The sequence below is a fragment of the Massilia sp. 9I genome (assembly GCF_902506415.1).
Classification (GTDB): Bacteria; Pseudomonadota; Gammaproteobacteria; order Burkholderiales; family Burkholderiaceae_D; genus Telluria.
This window is the reverse complement of the sequence record NZ_LR733275.1, coordinates 3162691-3189051: the sequence shown is the minus strand read 5'-3', so window position 1 is coordinate 3189051 and position 26361 is coordinate 3162691. Positions and strand designations below refer to the sequence as shown.

Here is a 26361-nt window from a genome sequence, read left to right as displayed (position 1 = left end):
AACGCAGGCAAGCAGCGGGCCGCATCCCACGGTCCGCTGCGGTTTTTTTGGGGTAGACTTGCTGAGTTAAGGTTTTGGAACGGACATGGTGAACACCACCATCAGGCATGTCGTGATCGTGGGCGGAGGTTCGGCCGGCTGGCTGACCGCCGCCGTCCTGGCTTCAAACTTCCAGCAGGAAGAGCGGGGCGGCCTGCGCATCACCCTGGTCGAGTCGCCCGACGTGCCGACAATCGGCGTGGGCGAGGGTACCTGGCCCACCATGCGCGACACCCTGCGCGCGGCCGGCCTGTCCGAAACCGACTTTTTCCGCGAGTGCGACGCCGCCTTCAAGCAGGGCTCGCGCTTCAACCGCTGGGTCACCGGCAGTGACGAAGACTATTACTTCCACCCCTTCGTGCTGCCCCAGGGCTGGGGCGACGCGGACCTGGCCGGGCGCTGGCTGGAGCGCCATTCGCACATTCCCTTCGCCGATTTCACCAGTTACCAGCCGCACCTGTGCGTGCACGGCCGCGCGCCGAAGCAGGCGATGACACCCGAATTCGCGGCGGTGGCCAACTATGGCTACCACCTCGACGCCGGCAAGTTCGGCCTGTTCCTGAAGAAGCACTGCCTGGAAAAGCTCGGCGTGCATTTTGTTTCGGACCACGTGACCGGCATCCGTTCCCATGAGAATGGCGACATCGCCGCCCTGCACACGAAAGCGCACGGCGAGCTGGCCGGCGACCTGTTCGTCGACTGCAGCGGCATGCAGTCGCTGCTGCTCGGGAAGCACTATGGCGTAGCTTTCCTTGCGCAGCGCGGGGTGCTGTTCAACGACCGCGCACTGGCGGTGCAGGTGCCCTACGCGAACGAGAACGACCCGATCGCCTCCCAGACCACCTCCACCGCGCAGGACGCCGGCTGGATCTGGGACATCGGCTTGCCGACCCGGCGCGGCATCGGTCACGTGTATTCGAGCGCGCATACGAGCGACGAGGACGCAGAAAGCGCGCTGCGCGCCTACATCCGGGCCAGCGGCGGTCCGGAAGACATCCCGTCGCCGCGCAAGCTCTCCTTCGAGCCCGGCTACCGCGAGCGCTTCTGGCACCGTAACTGCATCGCCATCGGGCTGTCCGCCGGCTTCATCGAGCCGCTGGAAGCCTCGGCGCTGGCCATGGTCGAACTGTCCGCCGCGATGCTGGCCGAGGAGATGCCCGTCACGCGCGCGCAGATGGAAGTCAGCGCACAGCGCTTCAACGAGACCTTCAGCTATCGCTGGGAGCGGGTAATCGATTTCCTCAAGCTGCACTACGTCCTGAGCCGGCGCGACGGTGCGCAGGACCCCTGCGGCTACTGGCGCGACAACCGCCGCGACGAGACCATTCCGGACCGTCTTGCGGGCATGCTGTCGCTGTGGCGCCACCGTCCGCCCTCGCGCAGCGACTTCAATCGCATCCCGGAGGTGTTCCCGGCGGCGAGTTACCAGTATATTTTGTACGGGATGGGCTTTTGCCCTGAACCCGGCCTCGCCCGGCGCCAGCGCGCCGGCGAGGGAGACGGCGAGACGGCGGACGGATTCTTCCGCCAGGCCGCCGACCTGACGCGCAGGATGCTGCCTGCGCTGCCGGACAACCGCACGCTCATCGCGCACATCCTGCGCCATGGGCTGCCCAAGTAGTCAACCAAGCGTGGACGCAAGACGCGAACGCATAACCAGAACTGAAAGAGACACACGATGGCCAATCCCGTACTGCTGAATAACATCGAACACAAGGACCTGCGCGTGATCCAGCGTCACGGCAGCGACATGGACGAGAGCCATCCCTTCGTGCCGACCTTCGCCGAAGAATTCCGCCTGCTGCAGGCCCACTATCCGATCATCTTCCGCAAGGAGACCGAGAACAGCCCGTTCGAACCGATCGCGCTGCTAGGCTTCGAAGCCAACGAAAACCTGTTCCTGGACGAGAAGGGCTGGGACGCGGCCACCGTTCCGCTGCTGATCGCGCGCCTGCCCTTCCTGATCGGCCGCGACGGCGACGAGCTGATGATCCACATCGACCTCGACAACCCGCGCGTCAGTAAGACCGAAGGCGAGCCGATCTTCCTGCCGCAAGGCGGCATGAGCCCCTACCTCGAGAACGTCAACGGCATGCTGGTCGCCGTCCACCAGGGCATGGAGTCGAACGTCGCCTTCATCGAGGCGCTGACGAAGCTCGAGCTGATCGAAGGCTTCTCGCTCGACGTCACTCTCGACGACGGCTCGCAGAACCGCCTGTCCGGCTTCTACACCATCAATGAAGAGCGCCTGGCGGCGCTGGACGCCGCGGCGCTCGACAGCCTGCACAAGGCCGGCTGGCTGGCGCCGATCTACTTCCAGCTGGCCTCGCTGTCGAATTTCCGCGCGCTGATCGACCGCAAGAATGCACGCCGTGCCGCTGCCAAAGCCTAATCCCATCCGCGAGCTCGCCGGCCTTACGCCGCGCGACCTCGGCCCCGGCATTCTCGAGGCTACCGAACCGGTAGTCCTGCGGGGGCTGGTGGCCGGGTGGCCGATGGTCCAGGCCGCGCGCGCGTCCGGCGCGGCGGCAAGCAGCTACCTGCGCCGCTTCTATCAGGACGCCAGCGTCACCGCGATGCTCGGGCCGCCCGAGATCGAAGGCCGCTTCTTCTACAACGAGGCGATGGACGGCTTCAACTTCGCACCGGTGCGGGTGCGGCTCGACAAGGTGCTGGCCGAGCTCGAACGCTATCAAGGCGTCTCGACGCAACCGGCGATCTACGTCGGCTCGACCACCATCGACACCTGCCTGCCGGGTTTCCACGACGAGAACCCGATCGACCTGGGCGGACGCGACGCGCTAGGCTCGATCTGGATCGGCAACCGCACCCGCATCGCCGCCCACTACGACCTGCCGGACAACCTGGCCTGCGTGGTGGCCGGCCGGCGCCGCTTCACCCTGTTCCCCCCTAGCCAGGTCGAGAACCTGTATATCGGCCCGCTCGACCTGACCCCGGCCGGGCAGGCCATCAGCCTGGTCGACTTCCTGAAGCCCGACCTGGCGCGCTTCCCGCGCTTCGCCACCGCGATGGAGCATGCGCTCACCGTGGACATGGAACCGGGCGACGCGCTGTTCATCCCGAGCATGTGGTGGCACCACATCGAGGCGCTGGAAGATTTCAATGTGCTGGTGAACTACTGGTGGCGCCAGTCGCCCGAGTTCATGGACACGCCAATGAACGCCTTGATGAACGCCCTGATGAGCGTGCGCGACCTGCCGCTTGAACAGCGCAAGGCCTGGGCCAATCTGTTCCGCCATTACGTGTTCGAGGCCGGCGAGGACACCGCGGCGCACATCCCCCCGGCCGCGCGCGGCGCGCTCGCGCCGATGAATGCCGACACGGTGCGCATGATCCGCGCCCAACTACTGAAAAGAATGAACCGCTGAGGAGACAAGCATGGACAAGGCAAGCATGGGAGCGAACGGCATGGGCAAGCCCGTGCGCCGCGTCGTCATCGCGGGCGGCGGCACCGCCGGCTGGATGGCGGCCGCCTGCATCTCGAAGGTGCTGGGCAAGCGCCTCGACATCAAGCTGGTCGAGTCCGACGAGATCGGCACGGTCGGCGTGGGCGAGGCGACCATTCCGACCCTGCTGAACTTCCATAACCTCCTCGAGATCAACGAGCAGGAGTTCATGGCCGAGACCAAGGCCACCTTCAAGCTCGGCATCAGTTTTGAGAACTGGCGCAACGTGAACGAGGACTATATCCACTCGTTCGGCCTGACCGGCACCGACCACTGGACCGCCGGCTTCCAGCACTTCTGGCACAAGGGCCGCGAACGTGGCCTGGCCGGCGACTACGGCGACTACTGCCTCGAACTGCGCGCCTCGCAAGAAAACAAGTTTGCGCACCTGCCGCGCCAGGGCATGAATTACGCCTACCACCTGGACGCCAGCGCCTATGCGCGCTACCTGCGCAAGTTCAGCGAGCGTTTCGGCGTGCAGCGCATCGAGGGCAAGATCGTCGACGTCACCACCAGCGCACTGACCGGCAACGTACGCTCGATCACGCTCGATTCCGGCGCCGACATCGAGGGCGACCTGTTCATCGATTGCACGGGTTTTCGCGGCCTGTTGATCGGGCAGGCGCTGGGCGTCGAGTACGAGAACTGGTCGCACTGGTTGTTCAACGACAGCGCCGCCGCGCTGCAAACGACCTCGGTGGGGGACGCCATACCGCTGACGCGCTCGATCGCCCATCCTTTCGGCTGGCAATGGCGCATCCCGCTGCAGCACCGCGTTGGCAACGGCATCGTGTTCTCCAGCCGCTACGTGGAAGAAGAGACGGCGATCCAGGCCCTGATGGGCAACATCGCCGGCGAGCCCCTGATGAAACCGCGCGTGATCAAGTTCACGCCGGGCCAGCGCAAGCAGGTCTGGAAGAACAACGTAGTGGCGGTCGGCCTGTCGAGCGGCTTCCTGGAACCGATCGAATCGACCAGCATCCACCTGATCCAGCGCAGCGTCCTGCGCCTGATGCAGATGTTCCCGACCCAGGGCATCTGGCAGACCGACGTCGATGAATTCAACCGCCAGGCCGCGCAGGAAATCGAGCATATCCGCGACTTCATCATCCTGCACTACAAGGTCACCAACCGCATCGACGCGCCTTACTGGCGGGATGCGCGCAACATGGACGTGCCGGCCTCGCTCCAGCACCGCATCGACCTGTTCCGCGAAACCGGCCGCGTGTTCCGCTTCCCGACCGAGCTGTTTGCAGAGAATTCGTGGATCCAGGTAATGCTGGGGCAGGGCATCATGCCGCTGCAGCACCACCAAACGGCGGACCTGATGGGGGACGAGGAGCTGTCGCACTTCCTCGGCGGGATCAAGGGACAGATCGACCGCACCGTGGCCGGCCTGCCTTCGCACCAGGCCTATGTCGAGCGTTACTGCTCGGCGCCGAAGTAAGCCAGGAACATCGACACCGCCGCCTCGATGACCGGTTCCTGCTGCGCGGGGGCTAGCGGGGCGGCGCCCATCGCCACCTGCGGCCAGAAGGCGAAGGCTTTCACCTGGCCCTGCAGCATCGTGGCGGCAAAGACCGGGTCGCCGGGTTTGAGGCGGCCGTCGGCCTGGGCCGCCCGGATCCAGCTGGTGACTCCTTCCTCGCGCTCGTTCAGGCGCGCGAATACCGGCAGCGCGCGCTCGGGCGCGTGGATCGCTTCCGAGATGGCGACGCGCGCCAGGTCGAGGAAATCGGGATCGTCCAGGGTGCGCATCTTCAGGCGCAGCAGCTCAGTAAGCTGCTCGCGCAATCCCACATCGCGGCGGTAAGGCAGCTCGAGCAGGGCTGCGCTGCTCTGGAACAGCTGCAGGATGGTCTCGGCGAACAGCTCTTCCTTGCTGGGGAAGTGGTTGTACACGGTTCGCTTGGAGACACCCGCCTCCAGCGCGATCTTGTCCATGCTGGTGGCTTCGAAACCGTTGGCGCGGAACTGGGCGGCGGCGGCCGTGACGATGGCTTTGCGCTTGAGATCGGTAAGGCGGGGCGTGTTCATCCTTTAATTTTACACTCACCAGTTTACTTTCTCAAAAAGAGAAACTACACTGTGTAGTGTACATTTACCGATTGCCCAATATGCGCATCCTGTTCACCGCCCTTATCCTTGGAGTTGCCGCCATCATGACCTACTGCAGCCTGGCCAGTGCCGCCCCGGCCTATCCCGTGTCATCTCATTACGTAGATGGCAAGTTCCGCAACGGTATAAAGATGCGTGAATACAGCTTTGGCGAGATGGTCTCGCTGTGGTGGAACGCCATGCTCAACAAGCCGGCCGGCACCATGCCGAAGGGGGCGATCCCGGTGCATGCCTTGAGCCGGGCCGCGCTGCTGGCCGCGCCGGACCGGACCCTGTTCCGCCTCGGGCACTCGACCATGCTGTTCAAGCTGGGCGGCGAATTCTATCTGACCGATCCGGTGTTCTCCGAGCGCGCTTCGCCGGTGCAGTGGGCTGGGCCCAAGCGTTTTCATGCGCCGCCGATCGGCATCGAAGAGCTGCCGCCGATCAAGGCCGTGATCCTGTCGCACGACCACTACGACCACCTCGACCACGCTGCCATCATGGCGCTGGCCGCCAAGACCGAACACTTCCTGGCGCCGCTGGGCGTGGGCGACCGCCTGGTGGAATGGGGCGTCGACGAATCGAAGGTGCGCCAGCTCGACTGGTGGCAGGAAGAGCGCATCGGCGGCGTGCGCTTCGTCGCCACCCCGGCCCAGCACTTCTCGGGCCGCACGCTCGGCGATCGTGACAGCACCCTGTGGGCGTCCTGGGTGATCCTGCACGACGAGCTGCGCCTGTTCTTCAGCGGCGATAGCGGCTACTTCAAGGGCTTCAAGACGATCGGCGAACGCTTCGGACCCTTCGACGTCGCGATGGTGGAAACCGGCGCCTACGACAAGCAGTGGCCCGACGTGCACATGCAGCCGGAAGAGACCCTGCAGGCCTTCCTCGACCTGAAGGGCAAGTGGCTGCTGCCGGTCCACAACGGCACCTTCGACCTGGCCCTGCACCGCTGGCAGGATCCGCTCGAGCGCATTGCGGCGCTGGCCGAGGCCAAGGGCGTCGCCCTGACAACGCCGGAGATGGGCGAGCCGCTCTCGCTGGCGCAGCCGCACGCCGGCCAATACTGGTGGCGCAAGGTCGACTGAAATGCATAATGCCCGCATCGAGCGGGCATTATTTTTTACCGAATGGTCAAAAATCAGTGTGCTACGACCGGCTGCTTGTGCAGGTTCGCGTACTTCAGGCCGAAGTACATGATGAACAGGTAGCACACGGCCGGCACCAGAAAGGACGGCTGCAGGCCGATGGTATCGGCGAACATGCCCTGCACGAAAGGCACCACGGCGCCGCCGACGATGGCCATGCACAGGATGCCCGAGCCCTGGCCGGTGAACTTGCCCAGGCCATGCAGCGCGAGGCTGAAGATGGTCGGGAACATGATCGAATTGCACAGGCCGACCGCGATGATCGCCCACATCGCCAGCGAGCCCTGGCCGAAGGTCGCGGTCAGCACCAGCAGGATCGAGCCGAGCGCGGTGACGGCCAGCGACTTGCCCGGGCTGACATAGCGCATCACGGCGAAACCGACGAAGCGGCCCACCAGCGCGCCGCCCCAGTACAGGCTGACGTACTGCGCCGCGTTCGCGTGGCTCAGGCCTGCAATATTGCCCTCGCCGAGGAAGTTGATCAGGAAGCTGCCGATGCTGACTTCGGCGCCCACGTACAGGAAGATCGCGACCGCGCCCAGCACCAGGTGGCGGTAAGCCATGGCGCCGCCCTTGCCGTCGACGGCCGGTTTGCCGTCGTCCGCGTGGCTGATCTTGGGCAGTTTGGCGAGTGCGAACAGGACCGCGAGGATCGCCAGCGCCGCGGCCAGGCCCAGGTAAGGACCCTGGACGGCGGCGGCTTCCGCGGCCTTGTGCGCGGCCTGCTCGGCGCTAGGTAACGCGGCCAGCTGGTCGGCGCTCAGGGCGACGGTCGACAGGATCAGGATGCCGCCCAGGCTCGGCGCCACGGTGGTGCCGAGCGAGTTGAAGGCCTGGGTCAGGGTCAGGCGGCTGGACGCGGTGCGCGCCGGTCCGAGCACGGTGACGTAGGGGTTGGCCGCCACCTGCAGGATGGTGATGCCGCTCGCCAGCACGAAGAAGGCGAACAGGAACAGGCCGTAGCCTCTTGTCGAGGCCGGGTAGAACAGGGCGCAGCCGGCGGCCGCGATCATCAGGCCGGTGACCGCGCCGTTCTGGTAGCCGATGCGGCGGATCAGGGCGCCGGCCGGCAGCGACACGATGAAATAGGCGCCGAAGAAGCAGAACTGCACCAGCATCGCCTCCAGGTAGGTGAGGGTGTAGATCGACTTCAGGTGCGGGATCAGGACGTCGTTGAGCGACGTGAGCAGGCCCCACATGAAGAACAGGATGGTGACGATGACGAGCGCGCTGGTGTGCGGGTTGTGCTCGCTCTCGGTCGCTTGCGCAAGTACTGGATTGGGTGCGGCGTTCTGCATGATGTCTCCGTATTGTTATTTCAGTGCTGCGATATGGTCCGTGAGCATGGCGGACACGCCGCGCAGCGCCGGGTACTGCTCGGTGATGAGGTAGGTTGGGATGCGCGCCAGGTAGGGACTGAGGCGCCCTTTGTCTTCGAAGCGCGTCCGGAAGCTCGACTCCGTAAACAGTTTACCCAGGCGCGGCACGATGCCGCCGCCAATGTACATGCCACCGGTCGCGCCCAGCGTCAGCGCCACGTTGCCGGCCACGCTGCCGAGCACTGCGCAGAAGGTCTGCACGGTCTTTACGCAATCGGCGGAACTGCCGTCGATCGCCGCGCCCGTGATGGCCGGCGCATCGATGCGCTTGCCGGTCAGCGCCCAGTGGATCAGCTCCAGGCCCATGCCCGACAGCAGGCGCTCGGCCGATACGTGGCCGTATTCGCCCCACAGCGCTTCCAGGATCGCGACTTCTTCCTTCGTGGACGGCGCGAAGCTGACATGGCCGCCTTCGCCCGCCAGCGCGATCCAGCGCTTCCCGGCCGGGATCACTCCGGATACACCGAGGCCGGTCCCGGGCCCGATCAGGCCAATGGGACGGTTCAGCAGTTCGACGCCACCGCCGATACGCTCGCGCCCAGTTGCGGCCAGGTGCGGCAGCGACATCGCCAGCGCGGCGAAGTCGTTCACCACCAGCAGCGTATCGAGGCCCTGCTGCTGGCGCAGTTCCTCGATCGAGAAGCTCCAGTGGTGGTTGGTCATGCTGACCCGGTCTTCCTCGACCGGATTGGCGATGGCGATGGCCGCATGGCGCAGGCCGGCGACCGCCAGCCCGCGCCCGGCGGCCTTGCCGAGGTAGGCCTGCATCGCTTCGCCCAGGCTCGGGTAGTCGGCGCAGGCCAGCACTTCGATGTCGTCGAAACCCTCAGCGCCTGCCTGCAGGGCGAAGCGGGCGTTGGTGCCGCCGACGTCGGCCAGCAGCTTCATTGCAGCTCCTCGCAGCGCACGGCGTCAGGTTCGCCCGCGGCGCCGCCAGCGATTTCGATGTTGGTGAAAGCGGCGGCGAAGGCGGCGCTGCTCGTCACGCTGAACGGTGTGTCGACCTTGGCCAGGTCAGTGCCCATGGCCTGGAAGCAGGCCAATGGAATCTTGACGGTCTGCTTGCCCTTGCCCGCGAGGCGCTTGAACAGAGCCGTGGTGTCGACGCTGCCGCCGCCCATGGCCATCTTTACCTTGCCACTCGGTGCGCTCGAGACGATGGTGTCGAAGCGCAGCGCCGCGTTGGCGCCGGCGGCTGCCGGCAGCACCATCGCACGGGCGCCACGCGCTTCCACCGTGGCCGGTCCGGTCCAGGTCACCAGCTTGGCGTCCTGCTGGGTGTTGACCTGCGAAGTCTGCACCGTCACGCCAGGCAGGGTGAAACTGGAGTTCAGGTCAGCGCCCAACACCAGTTGCTGCTGTCCGCTACGGATCGTGAGCGGGAAGCTGGCCCGGTCGGCCTGGCTGAACACCGGGAAGCTGTTGCTGACGCCGCAGCCGCCGGCCGGGTAGGTGGCGTCCAGCTTGCCGATCTTCGAGCGGGTGGCGGCTTTGAGGCCGTAGCCCCAGGCGAACAGCGGCGCATAGTTCTTGTCGCCGACGTTCAGATCCGTCTGGCAGGCCGACTTCGGCCACGAGAAGGGCAGCTTGCCGGTGAATTCATACCGCTTCGGTCCGGCGACCAGCAGATCCGACACGCCCTTGCCCTCGGTGCCCGGCAGCCAGGCCGCCACGAACACATCCGACAGGTTGAGCAGGTCGTTCACATACAGCGGACGGCCGGAGACGAACACGGTGACCACCGGCTTGCCCTTGCCGGCCACCGCCTGCAGCACGGCCAGGTCCTCCGGATAGCGGCTCGAGTGGCGCAGGGTGCCGTTGGGGCCGATGTCGCCGTCGCCTTCCGCATACGGGCGCTCGCCAATCACCGCCACCACCGCGTCGAATTTCGACACATCCAGGTCCTTCGCGTCGACGCTGAACGTGACGTTCTCCTTGCCCGCCGCCTCGCGGATGCCGGCCAGGATCGTGTCGGCGTTCGGGAAGTCGGCATTGGTATTGGCCGTGCCCTGCCAGGTGATCGACCAGCCACCGGTCTGGTTCGACAGGTCGTCCGCGGTCTTGCCGACCACCAGGATCTTCTTGCCGCGTGCGATCGGGAGCAGCGGCCGGTCATTCTTGATCAGCACCAGCGACTCGCGCACCGCGCGGCGCGCCAGCGTACGCGCCTGCATCGCCTCGTCGCGGCCGGCGTAGGCGTTCTGCGCCGGACTCTTGTCGAACAGGCCGGCGCGCAGCTTGACGCGGATGATGCGGCTGACGGCGTCGTCGATGCGCGCCATCGGGATCTCGCCGCTTTCCACCTGCTTGATGGTGTTGGCGATGAAGGCCTTCCAGTCGTCCGGCACCATGATCATGTCGTTGCCGGCATTGATGGCCTGGGGGCAGCTGTCGTTACGGCAGCCCGGCACTTCGCCGATGCCGTTCCAGTCGGTGACCACGAAGCCGTCGAAGCCCATCTTCGTCTTGAGCACGTCGGTCAGCATGCTGCGGCTGCCGTGCATCTTGCCGTAGTTGGTCCCTCCCGACACGTCGTTCCAGGAGTTGAACGAGGACATGACGGTCTGGGCGCCTGCCTGCAGGGCAGGGACGTAGCCGGCGCCATGGATGTTGATCATCTGCGCCTTGGTCGACTTGTTGACGCCGCGGTCCTTGCCGTTCTCGGTGCCGCCGTCGCCGATGAAGTGCTTGGCGGTGGCGATGGTATTGGCATCATCCTTGAGCATGCCCTGCATGCCGCGCACGTAGGCGCCGGCGTAGCTCTTCACCACCTCCGGGTTCTCGGAATAGCTTTCGTAGGTGCGTCCCCAGCGGTCGTCGCGCACCACCGCCAGGGTCGGGCCGAACACCCAGGCGATGCCGCTCGCGCGCGTGGCCTTGGCGGTGGCCGCGCCGATCTCTTCCAGCAGCTTCGGATTGCGCGCCGCGCCCAGGCCGATGTTGTGCGGGAAAAGGGTGGCGCCGAACACGTTGTTGTGGCCGTGGACCGCATCGGTGCCCCACACCACCGGCACCTTGACCGCCATGTCGGTCGCCATCGAGGCTTCGTGGTAGCGCTGCGCCAGCGCCAGCCACTCGGCCGCCTTGGCATGCTTGTTGTTGTTCGGCCAGCTGCCGCCGCCGTTCAGCACCGAGCCGAGGTAGTAGCGCTTCACGTCGTCCGGCGTGGCGCTCTTGATCTCGGGCTGGGTCATCTGGCCGACCTTCTGCGCCAGCGTCATTTTGCCGACGATGTCGCGCACGCGCTGCTCGAGCGCGGCGTCCTTGGCGATGGCGCTCTCTACCCGCGGCCAGTCGGTGATCGGCGCCGCGGTGGCGGGAAGGGCCAGCGCGATGGCCAGCGCCAGTACCGGGTTGCGAAGCTTGGGTGTCATGGTTGTCTCGCTTTGATTTTGTTGGTAGCTGCTTATTCGCCGTGCAGGAAGGCGCGGTACCACTTGCCGCTGCCCTTCAGGCGGCGCTGCTGGGTCGTGTAGTCGATGTGGGTGAGGCCGAAGCGCTTCAGGTAGCCCTCGGCCCATTCGAAGTTGTCGAGCAGGCTCCAGGCGAAGTAGCCCTTCACCGGCACGCCGTCCTTGATCGCGGATTTCAGGCTGGCCAGGTGGCGCATCAAGTAGTGGCGGCGCGCGACGTCGTCGATCTCGCCCTCGGCATTCACCTCGTCCGCATAGCAGGAGCCGTTCTCGGTGATGTACATCGGGCCCGGATGGTAATCCTTCTCGATGCGCAGCAGCAGTTCGGCCAGGCCTTGCGGCGCGACTTCCCAGCCCATGTAGGTGGTCTCGGCGCCTGGCGCCGGCGGCAGCACCCGTGCTCCCAGAGGAGCGTGATCGGGAGCGTGCTCGATGGTCTCCGGGAAGTAGTAGTTCACGCCCAGGAAATCGGTCGGCACCGCGATGGCTTCCATGTCGCCCGGCAGCACGATGGGCGCGGCGTCGCCGATCGCCTCCAGGGTCGCCTTCGGGTAGCCGCGGCCGTGCAGCGGATCGAGGAACCAGCGGTAGCGCAGGCCGTCATGCCGCTCGGTGGCGGCGATGTCCTCGGGATGCTGCGAGGCCGGGCGTACCGGATGCAGGCTGAGGGCGATGCCTGCCTTGGCATTGCGTACGTTGGCGCGGATCAGCGGCACCGCCTTGCCATGCGAGAGCAGCACGTGGTGGGCCACCTGCAGCGCGGTCTTGAAGTCGGTATTGCCCGGCGCGTGCCAGCCTTCGAAGTTGCCGATGATGGCGGTGCACCAGGGTTCGTTATGGGTAATCCAGTGCTGCACCCGATCGCCCAGGCGGCGCGTCATGGCATCGACGAAAGCCAGGTAGGCGTCGACGGTGGCGCGATTGTTCCAGCCGCCGAGGTCCTGCAGGTACTGCGGCAGGTCCCAGTGATACAGCGTGGCCCAGGGCTGCATGCCGCGCTCCAGCATGCCGTCCACCAGGCGCGAATAGAAGTCCAGGCCCTTTTCGTTCGGCTTGCCGCCCACTTCCGAGAAGATGCGCGGCCAGGCGATTGAGAAGCGGTAGGCGTTCAGTCCCATGTCGCGGCCGATGTCGAAGTCTTCCGGCCAGCGGTGGTAGTGGTCGCAGGCGACCGAGCCGTTGGAGCCGTCCTTGATCTTGCCGGGCGTGGCGGCGAAGCGGTCCCAGATCGATTCGACACGGCCGTCTTCCTGGCCGGCGCCTTCGATCTGGTAGGACGAGGTGGCGCAGCCCCACAAAAAGTCGGGGGCGAAATCGCCGCGCGATGGGGCGCTCGGCTCGGGAATGAAGGCGTTGGTCATGATCTGGTCTGTTTTATTCGTTATGCAAGGATATTTGGAAAGCTTTCCAATTGCAATCTAAAAAAAAGGCCGGCGAGCGGCCAGCCCTTTTATTTTTTCCTTTTCTTGGCCGTGCCCGCGCTCTCGCTCGGACCCTTGGCCAGCGAGGCGCGCAGGGTGACGCTGACCGGAAAAGTGCGCGTCACCGGGCGGTGCAGGTCGTAGCAGCGGTTCAGCAGCGCGTTCAGGCCGTTGAGCGTCATTTCGCGCCACGGCATGTGCACCGAAGTCAGGCGCGGCGCCGAGAACGCGGCGCTCGGGGTGTCGTCGTAGCCAATCACCGACAGGTCGCGCGGCACGCTGATGCCAGCTTCCTGGAAGTAGGCCAGCGCGCCGACCGCCATCTCGTCGTTGGCGCAGAATAGGGCGGTGCACTTGGTGCCCGAGTCGATCAGTGCCTTGGCCGCGGACCAGCCGCCCTGGGGCGAAAAGTCGCTCTCCGCTACCCAGACCTTGCCGGTATCGATGCCGTCCGCTTCCAGCTCGCGCATGAAGCCGTCGACGCGGGCCACGTTGTCGGACAGCGCCGCCGGGCCGGAAATCACGGCGATGTCGCGGTGCTTGTAGTCGAGCAGGGTACGTGCGGCCAGGCGTCCGCCCAGTGCGTGGTCGACCGTGAAGCACAGCTCCGGGATCTGGCTGAACTCGTGGTTCAGCGCCACGATCTGTTTCTGCTTGCCGCCCAGGGCTGCCAGGTCCTCGTCGGTAAGGGCGCTGGTCATCATGATGAGACCATCGCAGCCGCGCTCGATCAAAAATTCGATGCCTTCGATGGCCTGGCGCCGCGCGTCGCCCAGTCCGACGCCGAAGGCGACCACCATGTGCAGGCCGGCGGCGCGCAACTCGGTGTCGATGATCTGCAGGATCGGGGTGTAGAAGGTGCCGGAGAGGACCGGGATGTAGACGCCGACCATCCGGCTGGTGCCGGACAGCAGGGCGCGCGCTGCATGCGAGGGGCGAAAGCCCAGCTCGTCGATCGCCTTGCGCACGCGTTCCAGCGTGGCCGGGGAGACCGAGCCCTTGCCGCTCACCACGCGCGAGGCGGTGCCGAGACCAACGCCGGCGAGACGCGCTACGTCCTTGATGGTTGCCACTGACGATCCTTATCCTGTTGTTTAGTTATTTGATAAACACTGAAGCATACTGCATCCATCTGACACTGGCACCTGTCTTTAAAGGCGTTTGCCGTCTTTCGGATCGAATAGCGAGACCCGCGACGCGTCGATGTCGAAGCGCACCGCCTGGCCGCTGGCCAGTGGCCGCGGGTCGTGCACGATGCTGGAGAGCTGGTGGCCGCCGCAGTCGAGCCATACGACCTGATGGTTGCCCATCGGTTCCACCAGCGTGACGGTCGCCTGCAGCGGGCCGTTCGGCGCAATGTGGATGTCTTCCGGCCGCACCGCCAGCGTCACTGCCCCCGCGGGCGCGACGCAGTCGGGCGCCAGGTTCAGGGCCAGCGCGCCGGCGCTGAAGCGGCGCTGCACGTCGAGTTCTCCTTCCAGGCTGCCGTCGACGAAGTTCATCGAGGGCGAACCGAGGAAGCCGGCCACGAAGCGGTTGGCGGGACGCTCATAGACTTCGGCCGGCGTGCCGATCTGCTGGATGCGGCCGCCCTGCATCACCACGATGCGGGTGGCCAGGGTCATCGCCTCGGCCTGGTCGTGGGTCACGTAGATCATGGTCGAACCGAGCGTCTGGTGCAGCATCTTCAGTTCGCGTCGCAGTTCCGCGCGCAGCTTGGCGTCCAGGTTCGAGAGCGGCTCGTCGAACAGGTAGACGCCCGCTTCGCGCACCAGGGCGCGGCCGATCGCGACGCGCTGGCGCTGGCCGCCCGAGAGCTGGGCCGGTTTGCGGTCCAGCAGCATTTCTAACTGCAGCATCTCGGCCGCCTTCTGCACGCGGCGGGTGATCTCCGCCTTGGGCGCGCCAGAGATGCGCAGGCCGAAGGACATGTTCTTCTCGACCGTCATGGTCGGGTACAGCGCATACGACTGGAACACCATGCCGATCCCGCGTTCGCTCGGGTCGGCGTAGCTCATGTCGCGCCCGCCGATCTCGATGGCGCCATCGGCCAGGTCGATCAGGCCGGCGATGCTGTGCAGCAGGGTGGACTTGCCGCAGCCAGAAGGCCCGAGCAGGACCAGGAATTCGCCCGGTTCGACCTGCAGGTCGAGGTCGCGGATGACCTGGTTGCTGCCGCGGGTGATGCAGAGTTTGCGCAGGTGGACGTTCGACATGAGATTAACCTTTGACGGCGCCGGCGGCGATACCGCGCACGAACCAGCGTCCCGAGATGAAGTAGATCGCCAGCGGCAGCGCGGCCGTCAGGATGGTCGCGGCCATGTTGACGTTGTACAGGCGGGTGCCGGTGGTGGTGTTGATCACGTTGTTCAGCTGCACCGTCATCGGCGCATGCTCGCGGCCCGCGAACACCAGGCCGAGGATGTAGTCGTTCCACACCCCGGTGACCTGCATGATGGCGGCGACCACGATAATGGGCAGCGACATCGGCAGCATCACCTGCAGGAAGATGCGCCAGAAGCCGCCGCCGTCGATGCGCGCGGCCTGGAACAGCTCGTGCGGCACCGAGGCATAGTAATTCCGGAACAGCAGGGTCATGATCGGCATGCCGAAGATGACGTGCACCAGCACGATGGCCGGGAGCGAACCGAACACGCCGGCGCGCGCCATCATCCACACCAGCGGATAGATCATCACCTGCACCGGGATGAAGGCGCCCGCCAGCAGCACGCCGAACAGCAAATTCGCGCCGCGCGGCTTCCAGAACGACAGGGCATAGCCGTTGATGGCGCCGAGCAGGATCGGGATGACGGTGCTCGGCACCGTGATCGCTACCGAATTCCAGAAGCCGCCGCTGACCTGGCTCCAGGCGTTCTTCCACGGCTCGACGGTGGCAAGCAGGGGCAGGGCGAACACGTTGCCGTTCCTGATCTCGTCCATCGACTTAAAGGAGGTGATGATCATGACGTACAGCGGCAGCAGGAAGTACAGGGCGGCGCTGAACAGGAAGGCGTAGACGCCGATGCGGGCCGGCGAGAGTCGTTTGCGGCGCATGGCCGGGGCAGCATCGAAAGACATGACAGGGGCGGCGAGCGGCAAAGTGGTCTGGCTCATGCGCGTTTCCTCCGGCTGCGTGCGTAGGCATAGGGCGCCAGCAGGGCCAGCACCGGGATGAGCAGGGTCACGGCGCCGGCCGAGGCCAGCCCGATGTTCGAACGCAGGAACAGGTGGTCCATGATGAACTTGGCCGGCACCTCGCTCGCCGTGCCCGGTCCGCCGCCGGTCATCGCCACCACCGCGTCGTACAGCTTGACGACCGCGGTGCACAGCAGCAGAAACACGGTGGCCACCGTCGGTCCCAGCATCGGCAGCACGATCTGCAGATAGACGCGCCAGGCCGGGATGCCGTCCAGGCGCGCCGCCTTGTAGATCTCCGGATCGACGCCGCGCAGGCCGGCCAGCATCATCGCCATCACCAGGCCCGACGCCTGCCAGACGGCGGCGATGACGATGGTGTAGATAACCATCTCCTGGTCGATGATCCAGTCGAAGCTGAAGTTCGAAAAGCCCAGCTGGCGCACCGCGCCCTCGATGCCGGCGCCCGGCGCCAGCATCCATTGCCAGACCAGGCCCGTGGCGATGAAGGACATCGCATACGGATACAGGAAGACGGTGCGGAGAAAACCTTCGCCATTGACGTTCTGGTCGATGAAGGCGGCCAGCAGGAAGCCGAGCACCATGCAGGCGACGATGAACAGCGCGCCGTACACGGCCAGGTTGTTCAGCGAGATCAGCCAGCGCTCGTTGTCGAACAGGCGGATGTACTGGGCGGCGCCGATGAAGTTATCGGATGCGAAGGTGCGCGAGGCCGTGAAGGAGGTGCGGAAGGTCCACAGGGCCGCGCCGATGTAGGCGACCAGCACCGTCAGCGCCATCGGCAGCAGGGCGATGTGAGGACTCAGCTTGTGGGCGCGGATCGGGAGCATGGCGTCAGTATTTGAGTGCGTTGGCGATGCTCTTCTGGGCGCGTTCGGCCGGCATATTGGTGTTCCAGTAAGCGGTCAGGACGTCCTGCATGGCGCCGTTCTGGTCCGGCGTCAGGTAGACCTCGGTCACGCCGGCCTGGCGCGCGCGGTCCTTCATGATCTCGATGCCCTTGCGGGCGCACAGGTCGAGCTCCGTCGCGTCGACGTCGGTGCGCACCGGGATCGAGCCTTTCAGCTTGCTGAAGCCGACCTGCAGCGTGGGCTGCGACACCACCTTGGCCAGCAGCTGCTGGGCGCGCACGGATTGGGCGTTGTCGGTGCGCGGGAAAACGAACACGTCGCCCTGGATCAGGTAAGGCGTGGCGGCATTGAAGCCGGCCATGCAGCCGTAGTGCTGGCCCGCGCTTTGCCCCGCATTGGTGAACTCGCCCTTGGCCCAGTCGCCCATCACCTGGAAGCCGGCGCGTCCAGCGATGACGAGCGCAGTCGCGTCGTTCCAGTTGCGGCCCGGCGAGCCGGCATCCACATAGGACTTCAGGCGCTTGAAGGCCAGCAGCACATTGCGGAATTCGGGCGACAGCAGGGTCGATTGATCGCGATCGCGCATCGCCTTCAGGTACAGCTCCTTGCCGCCCATATTGGCCAGGATCGCCGAGAACAGCACGGTCTCCTGCCAGGACTGGCCGCCGTGGGCGAGGGGAATGATGCCGGCCGCCTTGAGCTTGTCGAGGGCGGCGAAGAATTCGGCCATGCTGCTTGGCTCCTTCGTGATGCCGGCCTTTTGGAAGGCGGCCTTCGAATACCAGAACCAGGTCTGCATGTGGATGTTCAGGGGCACCGCGTAGTAGTGACCCTGCACCTTGATGACGTCGATGATCGGCGGCGGCAGCATCTGGTCCCAGTTCTGGGCGCGCGCCACGCTGTCGACGTTGTTGAGCATCCCCGCTTCGATCACGTCGAGGAACTGCTTGGAGGTGTTGAACTGGGCCGCGGTGGGCGGGTTGCCGCCGACGATGCGGTTGATGGTCACGGCGCGCGACTGGTCGCCGCCGGCGATCGCGGTGTCGATCCAGACGCCGCCCGCATTGCGGTAGGCCTGGGCCACCTGCTTGACCGCGGCCGATTCGCCGCCGGATGTCCACCAGTGGATGACTTCGGCCTTGGGGGCGGCCGACGTGGCAAGCACCGACGCAGCCTGCGCCGACGCAGCGGCTGACATGGCAACGGCGAGCCATGCGCAGGCCGCCGCCAGGGTGCGTACTGTGAACATCGTGTCTCCGTTCTGCGCCATTATTTTTGGTAAGTTGGAAACGTTACCATCGGCTTTGCCCGACTATAGCACCGGGTGAAATCAGGGTCAAACAAATATTGCAATTAGGATTCTGGCACATTTTTCATGTCCGGAAGTCAAGTTTGAAGCAATGTGTTCCTGATTTCTCGCGCGACTTTTGTACTCAGCTGCAAGTTATTTGCGCAAAGAATCTGAACCCAGCGGTCCTGCGGTCTGCGCCCGCTCAACAGCCGGGTGCGCTGCCTTCCTAAGATGAGTTCAGGAGCCGGAGCTATCTGTGGCGCCGGCACCAGCCAGCACTCGTTGGGAGGAATCATGTCCGACGCAAAACGCACGGCTTCGCCGGAGCCCGCCGCCCGGCCATCTTCGCGCAGCGCAGCGCTGCTGGCGGAAAACGCAAGGCACTTGGCCCATCCCAACGTCGCCGCTTTCCTCAAGGCGATCGCCGCAGCCGAGGGCGGCGGCTATGACTTCAAGTACGGCGCGCTGAAGGGGCGTAACCACGACCCCTGGCGCTTCCGCGATACCTCTACCCATCCTGGGACTGGCATCGACGGCAAGACGACTGCTGCGGGGATGTACCAGATTACTCGACCGACCTGGGAGCATCACGGAGCCAAGCTGGGACTGAGGGACTTTTCGCCGCACACGCAGGACCTGATTGCGGTAGAGATCCTGCGCAGCCTCGGCGTGATCGAAGCCATCAAGAAGGGGAACATCGTCGAGGCCATGCCCAAGGTCGCCAAGATCTGGGCAGCATTGCCGAGAGGGCCGGGCCAGGCGAATCACTATCCGCCGCAGCCTTTCCTCAAGTTCGAGAAATTCCTGGCTGCGTACCGGTCTGCCGGCGGCCTGACGGGATAGGGCGGCCACCAAAGCAAAAAGCCCAACCGAGTGGCTGGGCTTTTGCTAGGAATACTGGTGCCGACTGCAGGACTCGAACCCGCCACCTGATGATTACAAATCAACTGCTCTACCTGATGAGCTAAGTCGGCGTGTGATCCTTAGAACAACGATTATACGCTATTTGATGCGTGTCAACGTCGGGCGTCCACCCTTCTTCGGAGGCTCGTCGTTGTCGTCCGGCGCCGGGACGGTTTCGGCCGGCGTCTCCTGCTTGGCCGGCACCGCCGACAGCGAGGGCGCCGACGCTTCTTCCGGCGCGGAGGATGCCATCTCGGACGCCGTGGTGTTCACCTCGAACGCCATGCCCTGGCCATTCTCGTTGGCGTAGATCGCCAGCACGTTCTGCACCGGGATGTACAGCTCGCGCGAGACGCCGTTGAAGCGGGCGCGGAAGTGGATCGCATCGTTGTCCATCTTCAGGCCCGAGGTGGCGCCGTAGCTGATGTTCAGGATGATCTCGCCCTTGCGCACGTATTCCATCGGCACCGTGGTAGCGGCGTCGACCTTGACGGCCAGGTAGGGCGTATAGCCGCTGTCCGTGCACCATTCGTAGATGGCGCGCAGGAGGTAGGGCTTGGTGGAGATCTCTGACATGGATGTGATTAAAAAAGCTATACCTGTGCGCGCCAGTTTAGCGGATTCGCCTGGGCGGCGTCCGAAACGGGCGCGTACCGAATTCCGGGACGCGCAATGCGGGCGAGGGAACTCGCCCGCAGGGCATCAACGGCGCATCACTTTCTCGGACGGGGTCAGCGCTTCGATGTAGGCCGGACGCGAGAAGATGCGTTCGGCGTACTTCATCAGCGGGGCCGCGGTCTTCGACAGCTCGATGCCGTAGTGGTCCAGGCGCCAGAGCAGCGGGGCAATCGCCACGTCCAGCATCGAGAACTCGTCACCCAGCATGTACTTGTTCTTCAGGAACAGCGGAGCCAGCGTGGTCAGGCGGTCGCGGATTTCCGAACGCGCCTTGTCGTGGTTCTTGTCGTTCGCCTTGTTGCGCTCGCTTTCCAGCGTGTGCACGTGGACGAACAGTTCCTTCTCGAAGTTGAACAGCATCAGGCGGGCACGGGCGCGCATCAGCGGGTCGGCCGGCATCAGCTGCGGGTGCGGGAAGCGCTCATCGATGTACTCGTTGATGATGTTCGACTCGTACAGGATCAGTTCGCGCTCGACCAGGATCGGGACCTGGCCGTACGGGTTCATGGTCGAAATGTCTTCCGGCTTGTTGAACAGGTCGACGTCGCGCACCTCGAAGTCCATGCCCTTTTCGAACAGGACGAGGCGGCAGCGTTGGGAGAACGGGCACGTGGTGCCGGAGTAGAGAACCATCATGGTTTGTAGTTCCTCAAGAAACAATGGGGTGAAGCGCCTAGCGATTCACCCCGAAAAATGATTGCCCGTATTATAGCCAACCGGGCAATGAAAGCGAATTTACTTCACTTCTTTCCAGTACGATTCATTCAGGCGCCAGGCCAGGAAGGCGAAAATCGACAGGAAGATCAACACAATTACGCCCAACTTCTTCCTTTGGCCTTGCGCTGGCTCAGCCATCCAGCTCAAGTATGCAACCAGGTCGGCGGTGGCGGTGTCGAACTCCTGGGAGCTCATCGTGCCCGGGGTGACTTGCTCGAAACCGGCGAACTTGTGGATCATCTTGCCATGTTCGTGCGGGTCCGGCACTTCCTGGAATTTCGCCTGGCGCACGCCCTGCTGCTGCCACATCACGTGCGGCATCGCCACGTTCGGCACCACCATGTTGTTCCAGCCGGTCGGGCGGGCGTCATCCTTGTAGAAGGAGCGCAGGTAGGTGTACAGGTAGTCCGCGCCGGTGCCCGAAGGCGACGATTTCGCGCGCGCGATCACCGACAGGTCCGGCGGCACCGCGCCGAACCAGGCCTTGGCGTCGTCCGGGCGCATCGCGGTCGTCATCATGCCGCCAACCTTGTCTTGCGAAAACAACAGGTTGCTCTTGATCTGCTCTTCCGACAGGCCGAGGTCGCGCAGGCGGTTGTAGCGCATGCTCGAGGCCGAGTGGCAGTTCAGGCAGTGGTTGATGAACAGCTTGGCGCCGTTCTGCAGCGACGACAGGTCGTGGCGATCCGGCGCGCGCTCCAGCGGGAAGCCTCCCTCGGAGGCGAATGCCAGTCCCGGCACCAGTGCCAGGACGGCGATCAGTTTCTTCGCAAATTTCATGTTGGTGTCCTTGTGCTCTGGTCCGATTAGTGTGGCGTGAAGGTAACGCGCGTCGGGACCGGCTTGAACCGGCCCATCGTGCTCCACCACGGCATCAACAGGAAGAACGCAAAGTACAGCAGGGTCGCCACTTGCGAAATGATGGTGTAGGCCGGGGTCGGCAGCTGGGTGCCCAGGTAGCCCAGGGCCACGAAGCACAGGCCGAACACCACGTACACCCACTTGTGCCAGTCCGGACGGTAGCGGATCGAGCGCGCCGGCGAGTGGTCGAGCCACGGCAGCAGGGCGATGATCACTACCGAGGAACCGAACAGCACCACGCCCCAGAACTTCGCATCCAGCACCTGCGGCAGCATGCCGACGATCAGGACCAGGCCGATGATGGCGACCACGATCTTGGTCTTGTAGGCCAGGCGCGATTTCAGCCAGATGAACACGACGTAGGCGGCGACCGCGGCCATCAGCACGTACATGAAGTCGGCGGTGGTGGCGCGCAGCACCGAGTAGAACGGGGTGAAGTACCAGGTCGGCGCGATGTGCGGCGGGGTCTTCATCGAGTCGGCCGGCAGGAAGTTGTTGTATTCCAGGAAGTAGCCGCCCATCTCAGGCGCGAAGAACACGACTGCCGAGAAGATCAGCAGGAATACCGACACGCCGAAGAAGTCCTTGGTCGAGTAGTACGGGTGCGACATGATGCCGTCCACCGGATGGCCGTTGGCGTCCAGGTTGTCCTTGATCTCGATGCCGTCCGGGTTGTTCGAGCCGACTTCGTGCAGCGCGATCAGGTGGGCGGCGACCAGGCCGAGGATGACCAGCGGCAGGGCGATGACGTGGAAGGCGAAGAAGCGGTTCAGGGTTGCGTCCGACACGACGTAGTCGCCGCGGATCCACAGCGACAGGTCCGGGCCGATCACGGGGATCGCACCGAACAGGTTGACGATCACCTGGGCGCCCCAGTAGGACATCTGGCCCCATGGCAGCAGGTAGCCGAAGAAGGCTTCGGCCATCAGGCACAGGAAGATCGCGAAGCCGAACAGCCAGATCAGCTCGCGCGGCTTGCGGTAGGAACCGTACATCAGGCCGCGCGCCATGTGCAGGTAGACCACGATGAAGAACATCGAGGCGCCGGTCGAGTGCATGTAGCGCACCAGCCAGCCCCACGGCACTTCGCGCATGATGTATTCGACCGAACCGAAGGCCAGGTTGGCGTCCGGCTTGTAGTGCATGGTCAGGAAGATGCCGGTGACGATCTGCAGCACCAGCACCAGCATCGCCAGCGAGCCGAACAGGTACCAGACGTTGAAGTTCTTGGGAGCGTAGTACTTGCCCCACTGGTCGTTCCACAGCTTCGACAGCGGGAAGCGGTCGTCGACCCAGGCCAGGGCCTTGGTGCCGACCGGTGCGTTGGCCGGAACCTGGGTTTCTTTGAATGGGCCGCCCATGTTATGCCTCGCCTTTCTCGTCTTTGCCGATCACGATCTTGTTATCGGACAGGTACATGTAAGGGGGAACATCCATGTTGGTCGGCGCCGGCTTGTTCTTGAACACGCGTGCCGACAGGTCGAAGGTCGAGCCGTGGCAAGGGCACAGGAAGCCGCCCGGCCAGTTGTCGGGCAGGTTCGGCTGCGGTCCCGACGCCAGGCGCGAGGACGGCGAGCAGCCCAGGTGGGAACAGATGCCGACCGCCACCAGCACGTCCTTGTGCTCCTGGCGGGCGCGGAACGGGTTCCGGGCATATTCCGGGGTGGGCAGCTGGTACTCTTTTTCGGAGTTCGGATCGGCCAGTTCGGCGCTGTCCTTTTCCAGGGTGGCCAGCATCTCGGGCGTGCGGCGCAGGATCCACACCGGCTTGCCGCGCCATTCGACCACTTTCATTTCGCCTGGCTTGACGTCGGAGATGTCGACCTCGACCGGGGCGCCGGCGGCTTTCGCGCGCTCCGACGGCTGGAAGGTGCTGACGAGAACTCCCGCCGTAGATACCCCGACGACGCCGCCTGCCGCGCATGTTGCGACGAGCAGCCCGCGCCGGCCTGAATCGACCTGCTTTTCATTACTCATACCAACCCCACTCCGTGAAAAACGAATCTTAAGAATTAATAAAGAGCTTCCAGCAACACAAAATTATATGTGAAGGGCAATACCGATTGGAAAAAAATTATCAAGCGGACACATCCACACGGAATATCCGTGTCTCCTTAGACCCGAAAAGCGTGTGTGCATCCGCAGCAAACGGGCTTGCGGTATCATGAATCCGCTTGACTCAATAACAATGAAAGGGGAAGCGATGTCCATGCTGGGAGAGTTCAAAACGTTCGCAATGCGCGGCAACGTCGTCGATCTTGCGGTCGGCGTGATCATCGGCGGCGCCTTTGGGCGCATCGTCGATTCGCTCGTCAAGGATGTGATCATGCCGCCGATCGGGATGTTGTTTGGCGGCCTCGATTTCGCTAATTACTACCTGCCCCTGAACGGCCAGGGCACGCATTTGCCGCTGGCGGAAGCGCAAAAAGCCGGCGCCGTCCTCGCTTACGGTAATTTTTTGACCATCCTCTTGAACTTCGTCCTGCTCGCCTTTGTCATCTTCCAGATGGTGCGCGTGGTGAACCGCCTGCGCGGGCCAAGCGAGGCGCCTACGGCGGCCGAGAAGGAAGAGATCCTGCTGCTGCGCGACATCCGCGATTCGTTGAGAAAGTAACAGGTGAACGACAGCGTCCATGAACTCAAGCCGCCGGGCACGCGCCCGCGGCGCCAGCCCGGTGGCCTCAAGCGCCTGTGGCTGCTGTTCGCGCAGGCCGTCACGGTCGCGCTGGCGCTGTACTTCGTGATCTCCACCATGCGCCCCGAGTGGCTGCAGCGCGCCCCGACCCAGGTCGCCATCGGCCCGGCCGGCAGCGCGGTGCCGGTGCTGCAGGCGCCCAGCCTGCCGGCCAGCGGCAGCTACCGCGAAGCGGCCGGGCGCGCCATGCCGGCCGTGGTCAACATCCTCACCAGCAAGGCCTCGCGCGAAACGCATCCGCTGCTGAAGGACCCCTTCTTCCGCCGCTTCTTCGGCGACCGGATGCCACCCGACGAGCAGATGGCCAGCCTGGGTTCGGGCGTGATCGTCAGCGGCGACGGCTACATCCTGACCAACAACCACGTGGTCGAAGGCGCCGACATCATCGAGGTCGGCCTGGCCGACGGCCGCAAGGCGGCGGCCACCATCGTCGGCACCGATCCCGAGACCGACCTGGCCGTGATCCGCATCGCGGAGCGCAAGCTGCCGGTGATGGTGCTGGGCGACCCCGACCAGGCCCGGGTGGGCGACGTGGTGCTGGCCATCGGCAATCCCTTCGGCGTGGGCCAGACCGTCACGCTCGGCATCATCTCTGCGCTGGGACGCAATAACCTGCACATCAACCATTTCGAGAATTTCATCCAGACCGACGCCGCGATCAACTTCGGCAACTCGGGCGGGGCCCTGGTCGACACCAACGGGCATCTGCTGGGGATCAATTCGGCCATCTATTCGCAGACCGGCGGCTCGGTCGGCATCGGTTTCGCCATCCCGGTCAGCACCGCCAAGACCGTGCTCGATTCCATCGTCAAGCACGGCCAGGTGGTGCGCGGCTGGATCGGCATCGAATCGCAGGACATCACGCCGGAACTGGCCGAAAGCTTTGGCCTTGGCCGCTCGAGCGGCGCCATCATCGCCGGCGTGGTGCGCGGCGGGCCGGCCGACCGCGCCGGGATGCAGCCGGGCGACATCCTGGTCGCGGTGGGCGGCAAGATGGTCGCCAATACCAGCGAGATGCTCAACCTGATCGCCCAGCTCGAGCCGGGCGAAAAGGCGCCGCTGCGCATCCTGCGCAAGAACCGCGAGTCCACGCTCGACGTCACCGTCGGCAAGCGGCCGCGCCAGCCCCAATAACCCCTTCTTCGGACAACCATGCACCTGCGTGACCTGACGCAATTCTTAAGCGAGCTCAGCGAAAACAACAACCGCCCCTGGTTCCTGTGGAACAAACCGCGCTACGACATCCTGCGCGCGGAATTCCTCCAGGTCGTCACCGAACTCATTCAAGAGCTGGGTAGCTTCGATAAACAGGTGGCCGGCTGCGATCCCAAGAAAGCCCTGTTCCGCATTCACCGCGACGTGCGCTTCGCCAAGGACAAGCGGCCCTACAAGACCCATTTCTCGGCCGGCATCGCGCCCCTGAACAAGCGCCGTCCCAGCGCGGCGGGCGGTCCCACCTACTACTTCCACATCGAAGCCGACGGCAAGCTGCTGTTCGGCGCAGGCGAGTACCTGCCGCCGGCGCACCGGCTCAAGGCGATCCGCGAACACGTGGTCAACGATGCGACAGGCTTCAGCAAAATGTTGAAGAATAAGCATCTCCGCGCGACCTACGGTGACCTGCAGTTCGAAGACGTGCTGCAACGGCCGCCCAAGGGCGTCGATCCGAACCACCCATTGGTGGAATACCTCAAGCTCAAGAGCTATTTCGTGTGGATCGAGGTGCCGCTGCTGCTGAATGCGCCGGAACTGCTGGTGCCGCAGCTGGCAAGCGGCATGAAGGATGCGTTCGCGCTGGTCACCTGGCTGCGCAGCGTGCCGCAGCGCGAAGAAGAGGAATCAACCGAATAAATAAGGAGGGGCGACATGGCCTTGCAACACGCAGTTTCGGGCGAACGCATCGCATTACAGCGCGGCGACGACGACATCGCCCATTTCACGTCGATCGCGCTCGCCAAGACCGATCATATGGAATTGATCCGCTTGGTGGTGCCGAAGGAAAAGCCGATGCCCGAGCACTGGGTCGAAGGCGAGATGACCCTGGTATGCCTGGAAGGGGAAATCGCGTTCGACGCCTATGGACGCACGACCATCCTGCGGCCGAACGAGATGGTGTACCTGGAGGGCGGCGTGCCGCATGCGATCCGCGCCAACCAGGATGCGGTGGCCCTGATGACCATCCTGCTGGGCGCCGTCCGGACCGGCGGGCCGACCGGCGAATCGAGCAGCGCCCCGAGTTGAA

Annotated in this window: 25 protein-coding genes and 1 tRNA gene; 10 read left to right on the top strand and 16 right to left on the bottom strand. The window is 64.7% G+C overall.

All coding sequences use genetic code 11. The features are described 5' to 3' along the window. Nucleotides 1-85 precede the first annotated feature (85 nt). The 4 genes from GV068_RS14265 to GV068_RS14250 are packed head-to-tail and all read left to right on the top strand — an operon-like array spanning nucleotide 86 to nucleotide 4953. A complete protein-coding gene (locus GV068_RS14265; protein WP_201303292.1) occupies nucleotides 86-1660 on the top strand; it encodes a tryptophan halogenase family protein in 1575 nt (524 codons plus the stop codon). 57 nt (nucleotides 1661-1717) lie between these two features. Further along, on the top strand, nucleotides 1718-2431 hold the full coding sequence (locus GV068_RS14260) for a SapC family protein (protein WP_159698876.1): 714 nt from the start codon (nucleotides 1718-1720) through the stop codon (nucleotides 2429-2431). After that, nucleotides 2403-3428 (top strand): cupin-like domain-containing protein, encoded by a 1026-nt coding sequence (locus tag GV068_RS14255; RefSeq protein ID WP_159698873.1) that lies wholly within the window; start codon nucleotides 2403-2405, stop codon nucleotides 3426-3428. Before GV068_RS14260 ends, GV068_RS14255 begins: the two co-directional genes overlap by 29 nt. A gap of 10 nt (nucleotides 3429-3438) precedes the next feature. Next, nucleotides 3439-4953, top strand: a complete 1515-nt coding sequence (locus GV068_RS14250; RefSeq protein WP_229464196.1) for a tryptophan halogenase family protein — start codon at nucleotides 3439-3441, stop codon at nucleotides 4951-4953. Here the strand turns inward: GV068_RS14250 and GV068_RS14245 are convergent. Next, nucleotides 4932-5543 carry a TetR/AcrR family transcriptional regulator gene (locus tag GV068_RS14245; protein WP_159698870.1) on the bottom strand — a complete coding sequence of 204 codons (612 nt, stop codon included), beginning with the start codon at nucleotides 5541-5543 and terminating at the stop codon, nucleotides 4932-4934. The two genes, GV068_RS14250 and GV068_RS14245, sit on opposite strands and share 22 nt — an antisense overlap. Before the next feature lie 125 nt (nucleotides 5544-5668). Here GV068_RS14245 and GV068_RS14240 point away from each other — a divergent pair, with 125 nt between their 5' ends. Continuing rightward, entirely contained in the window at nucleotides 5669-6694 is a 1026-nt protein-coding gene (locus GV068_RS14240) for an MBL fold metallo-hydrolase (protein WP_229464194.1), read from the top strand. A gap of 53 nt (nucleotides 6695-6747) precedes the next feature. On the opposite strand, the gene GV068_RS14235 is transcribed toward GV068_RS14240, so the two are convergent. The 9 genes from GV068_RS14235 to GV068_RS14195 form a co-directional block, all read right to left on the bottom strand. Beyond that, nucleotides 6748-8052: a sugar MFS transporter gene (locus GV068_RS14235; RefSeq protein ID WP_159698864.1), complete on the bottom strand. Its 1305-nt coding sequence runs from the start codon at nucleotides 8050-8052 to the stop codon at nucleotides 6748-6750. Between the two features lie 15 nt (nucleotides 8053-8067). Then, a complete protein-coding gene (locus tag GV068_RS14230; protein WP_159698861.1) occupies nucleotides 8068-9021 on the bottom strand; it encodes a glucokinase in 954 nt (317 codons plus the stop codon). After that, on the bottom strand, nucleotides 9018-11507 hold the full coding sequence (locus GV068_RS14225) for a glycoside hydrolase family 3 protein (protein ID WP_159698858.1): 2490 nt from the start codon (nucleotides 11505-11507) through the stop codon (nucleotides 9018-9020). The genes GV068_RS14230 and GV068_RS14225 overlap by 4 nt, the downstream gene beginning before the upstream one ends. A gap of 32 nt (nucleotides 11508-11539) precedes the next feature. Then, nucleotides 11540-12907 (bottom strand): GH1 family beta-glucosidase, encoded by a 1368-nt coding sequence (locus tag GV068_RS14220; RefSeq protein ID WP_159698855.1) that lies wholly within the window; start codon nucleotides 12905-12907, stop codon nucleotides 11540-11542. An 89-nt stretch (nucleotides 12908-12996) separates the two neighbouring features. Next, the gene (locus GV068_RS14215; RefSeq protein WP_159698852.1) at nucleotides 12997-14040 is read right to left on the bottom strand and encodes a LacI family DNA-binding transcriptional regulator; all 1044 of its coding nucleotides are present in this window, start codon (nucleotides 14038-14040) and stop codon (nucleotides 12997-12999) included. Nucleotides 14041-14118: 78 nt separating this feature from the next. Further along, nucleotides 14119-15183 (bottom strand): ABC transporter ATP-binding protein, encoded by a 1065-nt coding sequence (locus tag GV068_RS14210; protein ID WP_159698849.1) that lies wholly within the window; start codon nucleotides 15181-15183, stop codon nucleotides 14119-14121. A 4-nt stretch (nucleotides 15184-15187) separates the two neighbouring features. Next, nucleotides 15188-16045 (bottom strand): carbohydrate ABC transporter permease, encoded by an 858-nt coding sequence (locus tag GV068_RS14205; RefSeq protein WP_229464562.1) that lies wholly within the window; start codon nucleotides 16043-16045, stop codon nucleotides 15188-15190. Nucleotides 16046-16077: 32 nt separating this feature from the next. Then, a complete protein-coding gene (locus GV068_RS14200) occupies nucleotides 16078-16953 on the bottom strand; it encodes a carbohydrate ABC transporter permease (RefSeq protein ID WP_159698843.1) in 876 nt (291 codons plus the stop codon). Nucleotides 16954-16957: 4 nt separating this feature from the next. Next, on the bottom strand, nucleotides 16958-18223 hold the full coding sequence (locus GV068_RS14195; RefSeq protein WP_159698840.1) for an ABC transporter substrate-binding protein: 1266 nt from the start codon (nucleotides 18221-18223) through the stop codon (nucleotides 16958-16960). Between the two features lie 336 nt (nucleotides 18224-18559). On the opposite strand from GV068_RS14195, the gene GV068_RS14190 reads away from it, so the two are divergent. Further along, nucleotides 18560-19108, top strand: a complete 549-nt coding sequence (locus tag GV068_RS14190) for a paar repeat-containing protein (protein ID WP_229464192.1) — start codon at nucleotides 18560-18562, stop codon at nucleotides 19106-19108. Nucleotides 19109-19163: 55 nt separating this feature from the next. Here the strand turns inward: GV068_RS14190 and GV068_RS14185 are convergent. The 6 genes from GV068_RS14185 to petA all read right to left on the bottom strand — a co-directional run bounded on the left by GV068_RS14185 (nucleotide 19164) and on the right by petA (nucleotide 23401). Continuing rightward, nucleotides 19164-19239, bottom strand: a tRNA-Thr gene (locus GV068_RS14185). A gap of 28 nt (nucleotides 19240-19267) precedes the next feature. Next, entirely contained in the window at nucleotides 19268-19744 is a 477-nt protein-coding gene (locus tag GV068_RS14180; RefSeq protein WP_159698837.1) for a ClpXP protease specificity-enhancing factor, read from the bottom strand. A gap of 126 nt (nucleotides 19745-19870) precedes the next feature. Continuing rightward, entirely contained in the window at nucleotides 19871-20482 is a 612-nt protein-coding gene (locus GV068_RS14175; protein WP_159698834.1) for a glutathione S-transferase N-terminal domain-containing protein, read from the bottom strand. Nucleotides 20483-20581: 99 nt separating this feature from the next. Next, nucleotides 20582-21343, bottom strand: a complete 762-nt coding sequence (locus GV068_RS14170) for a cytochrome c1 (RefSeq protein ID WP_159698831.1) — start codon at nucleotides 21341-21343, stop codon at nucleotides 20582-20584. A 26-nt stretch (nucleotides 21344-21369) separates the two neighbouring features. Beyond that, nucleotides 21370-22785: a cytochrome b N-terminal domain-containing protein gene (locus tag GV068_RS14165; protein ID WP_159698828.1), complete on the bottom strand. Its 1416-nt coding sequence runs from the start codon at nucleotides 22783-22785 to the stop codon at nucleotides 21370-21372. Nucleotide 22786: 1 nt separating this feature from the next. Next, nucleotides 22787-23401 carry a ubiquinol-cytochrome c reductase iron-sulfur subunit gene (petA, locus tag GV068_RS14160; RefSeq protein ID WP_159698825.1) on the bottom strand — a complete coding sequence of 205 codons (615 nt, stop codon included), beginning with the start codon at nucleotides 23399-23401 and terminating at the stop codon, nucleotides 22787-22789. 226 nt (nucleotides 23402-23627) lie between these two features. Between petA and mscL the strand changes: the two genes are divergently transcribed. The 4 genes from mscL to GV068_RS14140 are packed head-to-tail and all read left to right on the top strand — an operon-like array spanning nucleotide 23628 to nucleotide 26360. Further along, complete coding sequence (gene mscL / locus GV068_RS14155; RefSeq protein ID WP_159705016.1) at nucleotides 23628-24038, top strand: large conductance mechanosensitive channel protein MscL; 411 nt, start codon at nucleotides 23628-23630, stop codon at nucleotides 24036-24038. Between the two features lie 3 nt (nucleotides 24039-24041). Next, the gene (locus tag GV068_RS14150) at nucleotides 24042-25253 is read left to right on the top strand and encodes a Do family serine endopeptidase (protein WP_229464191.1); all 1212 of its coding nucleotides are present in this window, start codon (nucleotides 24042-24044) and stop codon (nucleotides 25251-25253) included. 18 nt (nucleotides 25254-25271) lie between these two features. After that, nucleotides 25272-25970, top strand: coding sequence for a DUF2461 domain-containing protein (locus GV068_RS14145; RefSeq protein WP_159698822.1), 699 nt, complete (start codon nucleotides 25272-25274; stop codon nucleotides 25968-25970). A gap of 15 nt (nucleotides 25971-25985) precedes the next feature. Further along, nucleotides 25986-26360, top strand: a complete 375-nt coding sequence (locus tag GV068_RS14140) for a cupin domain-containing protein (protein WP_159698819.1) — start codon at nucleotides 25986-25988, stop codon at nucleotides 26358-26360. Nucleotide 26361: the final 1 nt, after the last annotated feature.

Bases quoted from the DNA above. Each gene is read 5' to 3' on its own strand.
- GV068_RS14265 (WP_201303292.1), top strand. From the start codon at position 86: ATGGTGAACACCACCATCAGGCATGTCGTGATCGTGGGCGGAGGTTCG.
- GV068_RS14260 (WP_159698876.1), top strand. From the start codon at position 1,718: ATGGCCAATCCCGTACTGCTGAATAACATCGAACACAAGGACCTGCGC.
- GV068_RS14255 (WP_159698873.1), top strand. From the start codon at position 2,403: ATGCACGCCGTGCCGCTGCCAAAGCCTAATCCCATCCGCGAGCTCGCC.
- GV068_RS14250 (WP_229464196.1), top strand. From the start codon at position 3,439: ATGGACAAGGCAAGCATGGGAGCGAACGGCATGGGCAAGCCCGTGCGC.
- GV068_RS14245 (WP_159698870.1), bottom strand. From the start codon at position 5,543: ATGAACACGCCCCGCCTTACCGATCTCAAGCGCAAAGCCATCGTCACG.
- GV068_RS14240 (WP_229464194.1), top strand. From the start codon at position 5,669: ATGACCTACTGCAGCCTGGCCAGTGCCGCCCCGGCCTATCCCGTGTCA.
- GV068_RS14235 (WP_159698864.1), bottom strand. From the start codon at position 8,052: ATGCAGAACGCCGCACCCAATCCAGTACTTGCGCAAGCGACCGAGAGC.
- GV068_RS14230 (WP_159698861.1), bottom strand. From the start codon at position 9,021: ATGAAGCTGCTGGCCGACGTCGGCGGCACCAACGCCCGCTTCGCCCTG.
- GV068_RS14225 (WP_159698858.1), bottom strand. From the start codon at position 11,507: ATGACACCCAAGCTTCGCAACCCGGTACTGGCGCTGGCCATCGCGCTG.
- GV068_RS14220 (WP_159698855.1), bottom strand. From the start codon at position 12,907: ATGACCAACGCCTTCATTCCCGAGCCGAGCGCCCCATCGCGCGGCGAT.
- GV068_RS14210 (WP_159698849.1), bottom strand. From the start codon at position 15,183: ATGTCGAACGTCCACCTGCGCAAACTCTGCATCACCCGCGGCAGCAAC.
- GV068_RS14205 (WP_229464562.1), bottom strand. From the start codon at position 16,045: ATGTCTTTCGATGCTGCCCCGGCCATGCGCCGCAAACGACTCTCGCCG.
- GV068_RS14200 (WP_159698843.1), bottom strand. From the start codon at position 16,953: ATGCTCCCGATCCGCGCCCACAAGCTGAGTCCTCACATCGCCCTGCTG.
- GV068_RS14195 (WP_159698840.1), bottom strand. From the start codon at position 18,223: ATGTTCACAGTACGCACCCTGGCGGCGGCCTGCGCATGGCTCGCCGTT.
- GV068_RS14190 (WP_229464192.1), top strand. From the start codon at position 18,560: ATGTCCGACGCAAAACGCACGGCTTCGCCGGAGCCCGCCGCCCGGCCA.
- GV068_RS14180 (WP_159698837.1), bottom strand. From the start codon at position 19,744: ATGTCAGAGATCTCCACCAAGCCCTACCTCCTGCGCGCCATCTACGAA.
- GV068_RS14175 (WP_159698834.1), bottom strand. From the start codon at position 20,482: ATGATGGTTCTCTACTCCGGCACCACGTGCCCGTTCTCCCAACGCTGC.
- GV068_RS14170 (WP_159698831.1), bottom strand. From the start codon at position 21,343: ATGAAATTTGCGAAGAAACTGATCGCCGTCCTGGCACTGGTGCCGGGA.
- GV068_RS14165 (WP_159698828.1), bottom strand. From the start codon at position 22,785: ATGGGCGGCCCATTCAAAGAAACCCAGGTTCCGGCCAACGCACCGGTC.
- petA (WP_159698825.1), bottom strand. From the start codon at position 23,401: ATGAGTAATGAAAAGCAGGTCGATTCAGGCCGGCGCGGGCTGCTCGTC.
- mscL (WP_159705016.1), top strand. From the start codon at position 23,628: ATGTCCATGCTGGGAGAGTTCAAAACGTTCGCAATGCGCGGCAACGTC.
- GV068_RS14145 (WP_159698822.1), top strand. From the start codon at position 25,272: ATGCACCTGCGTGACCTGACGCAATTCTTAAGCGAGCTCAGCGAAAAC.
- GV068_RS14140 (WP_159698819.1), top strand. From the start codon at position 25,986: ATGGCCTTGCAACACGCAGTTTCGGGCGAACGCATCGCATTACAGCGC.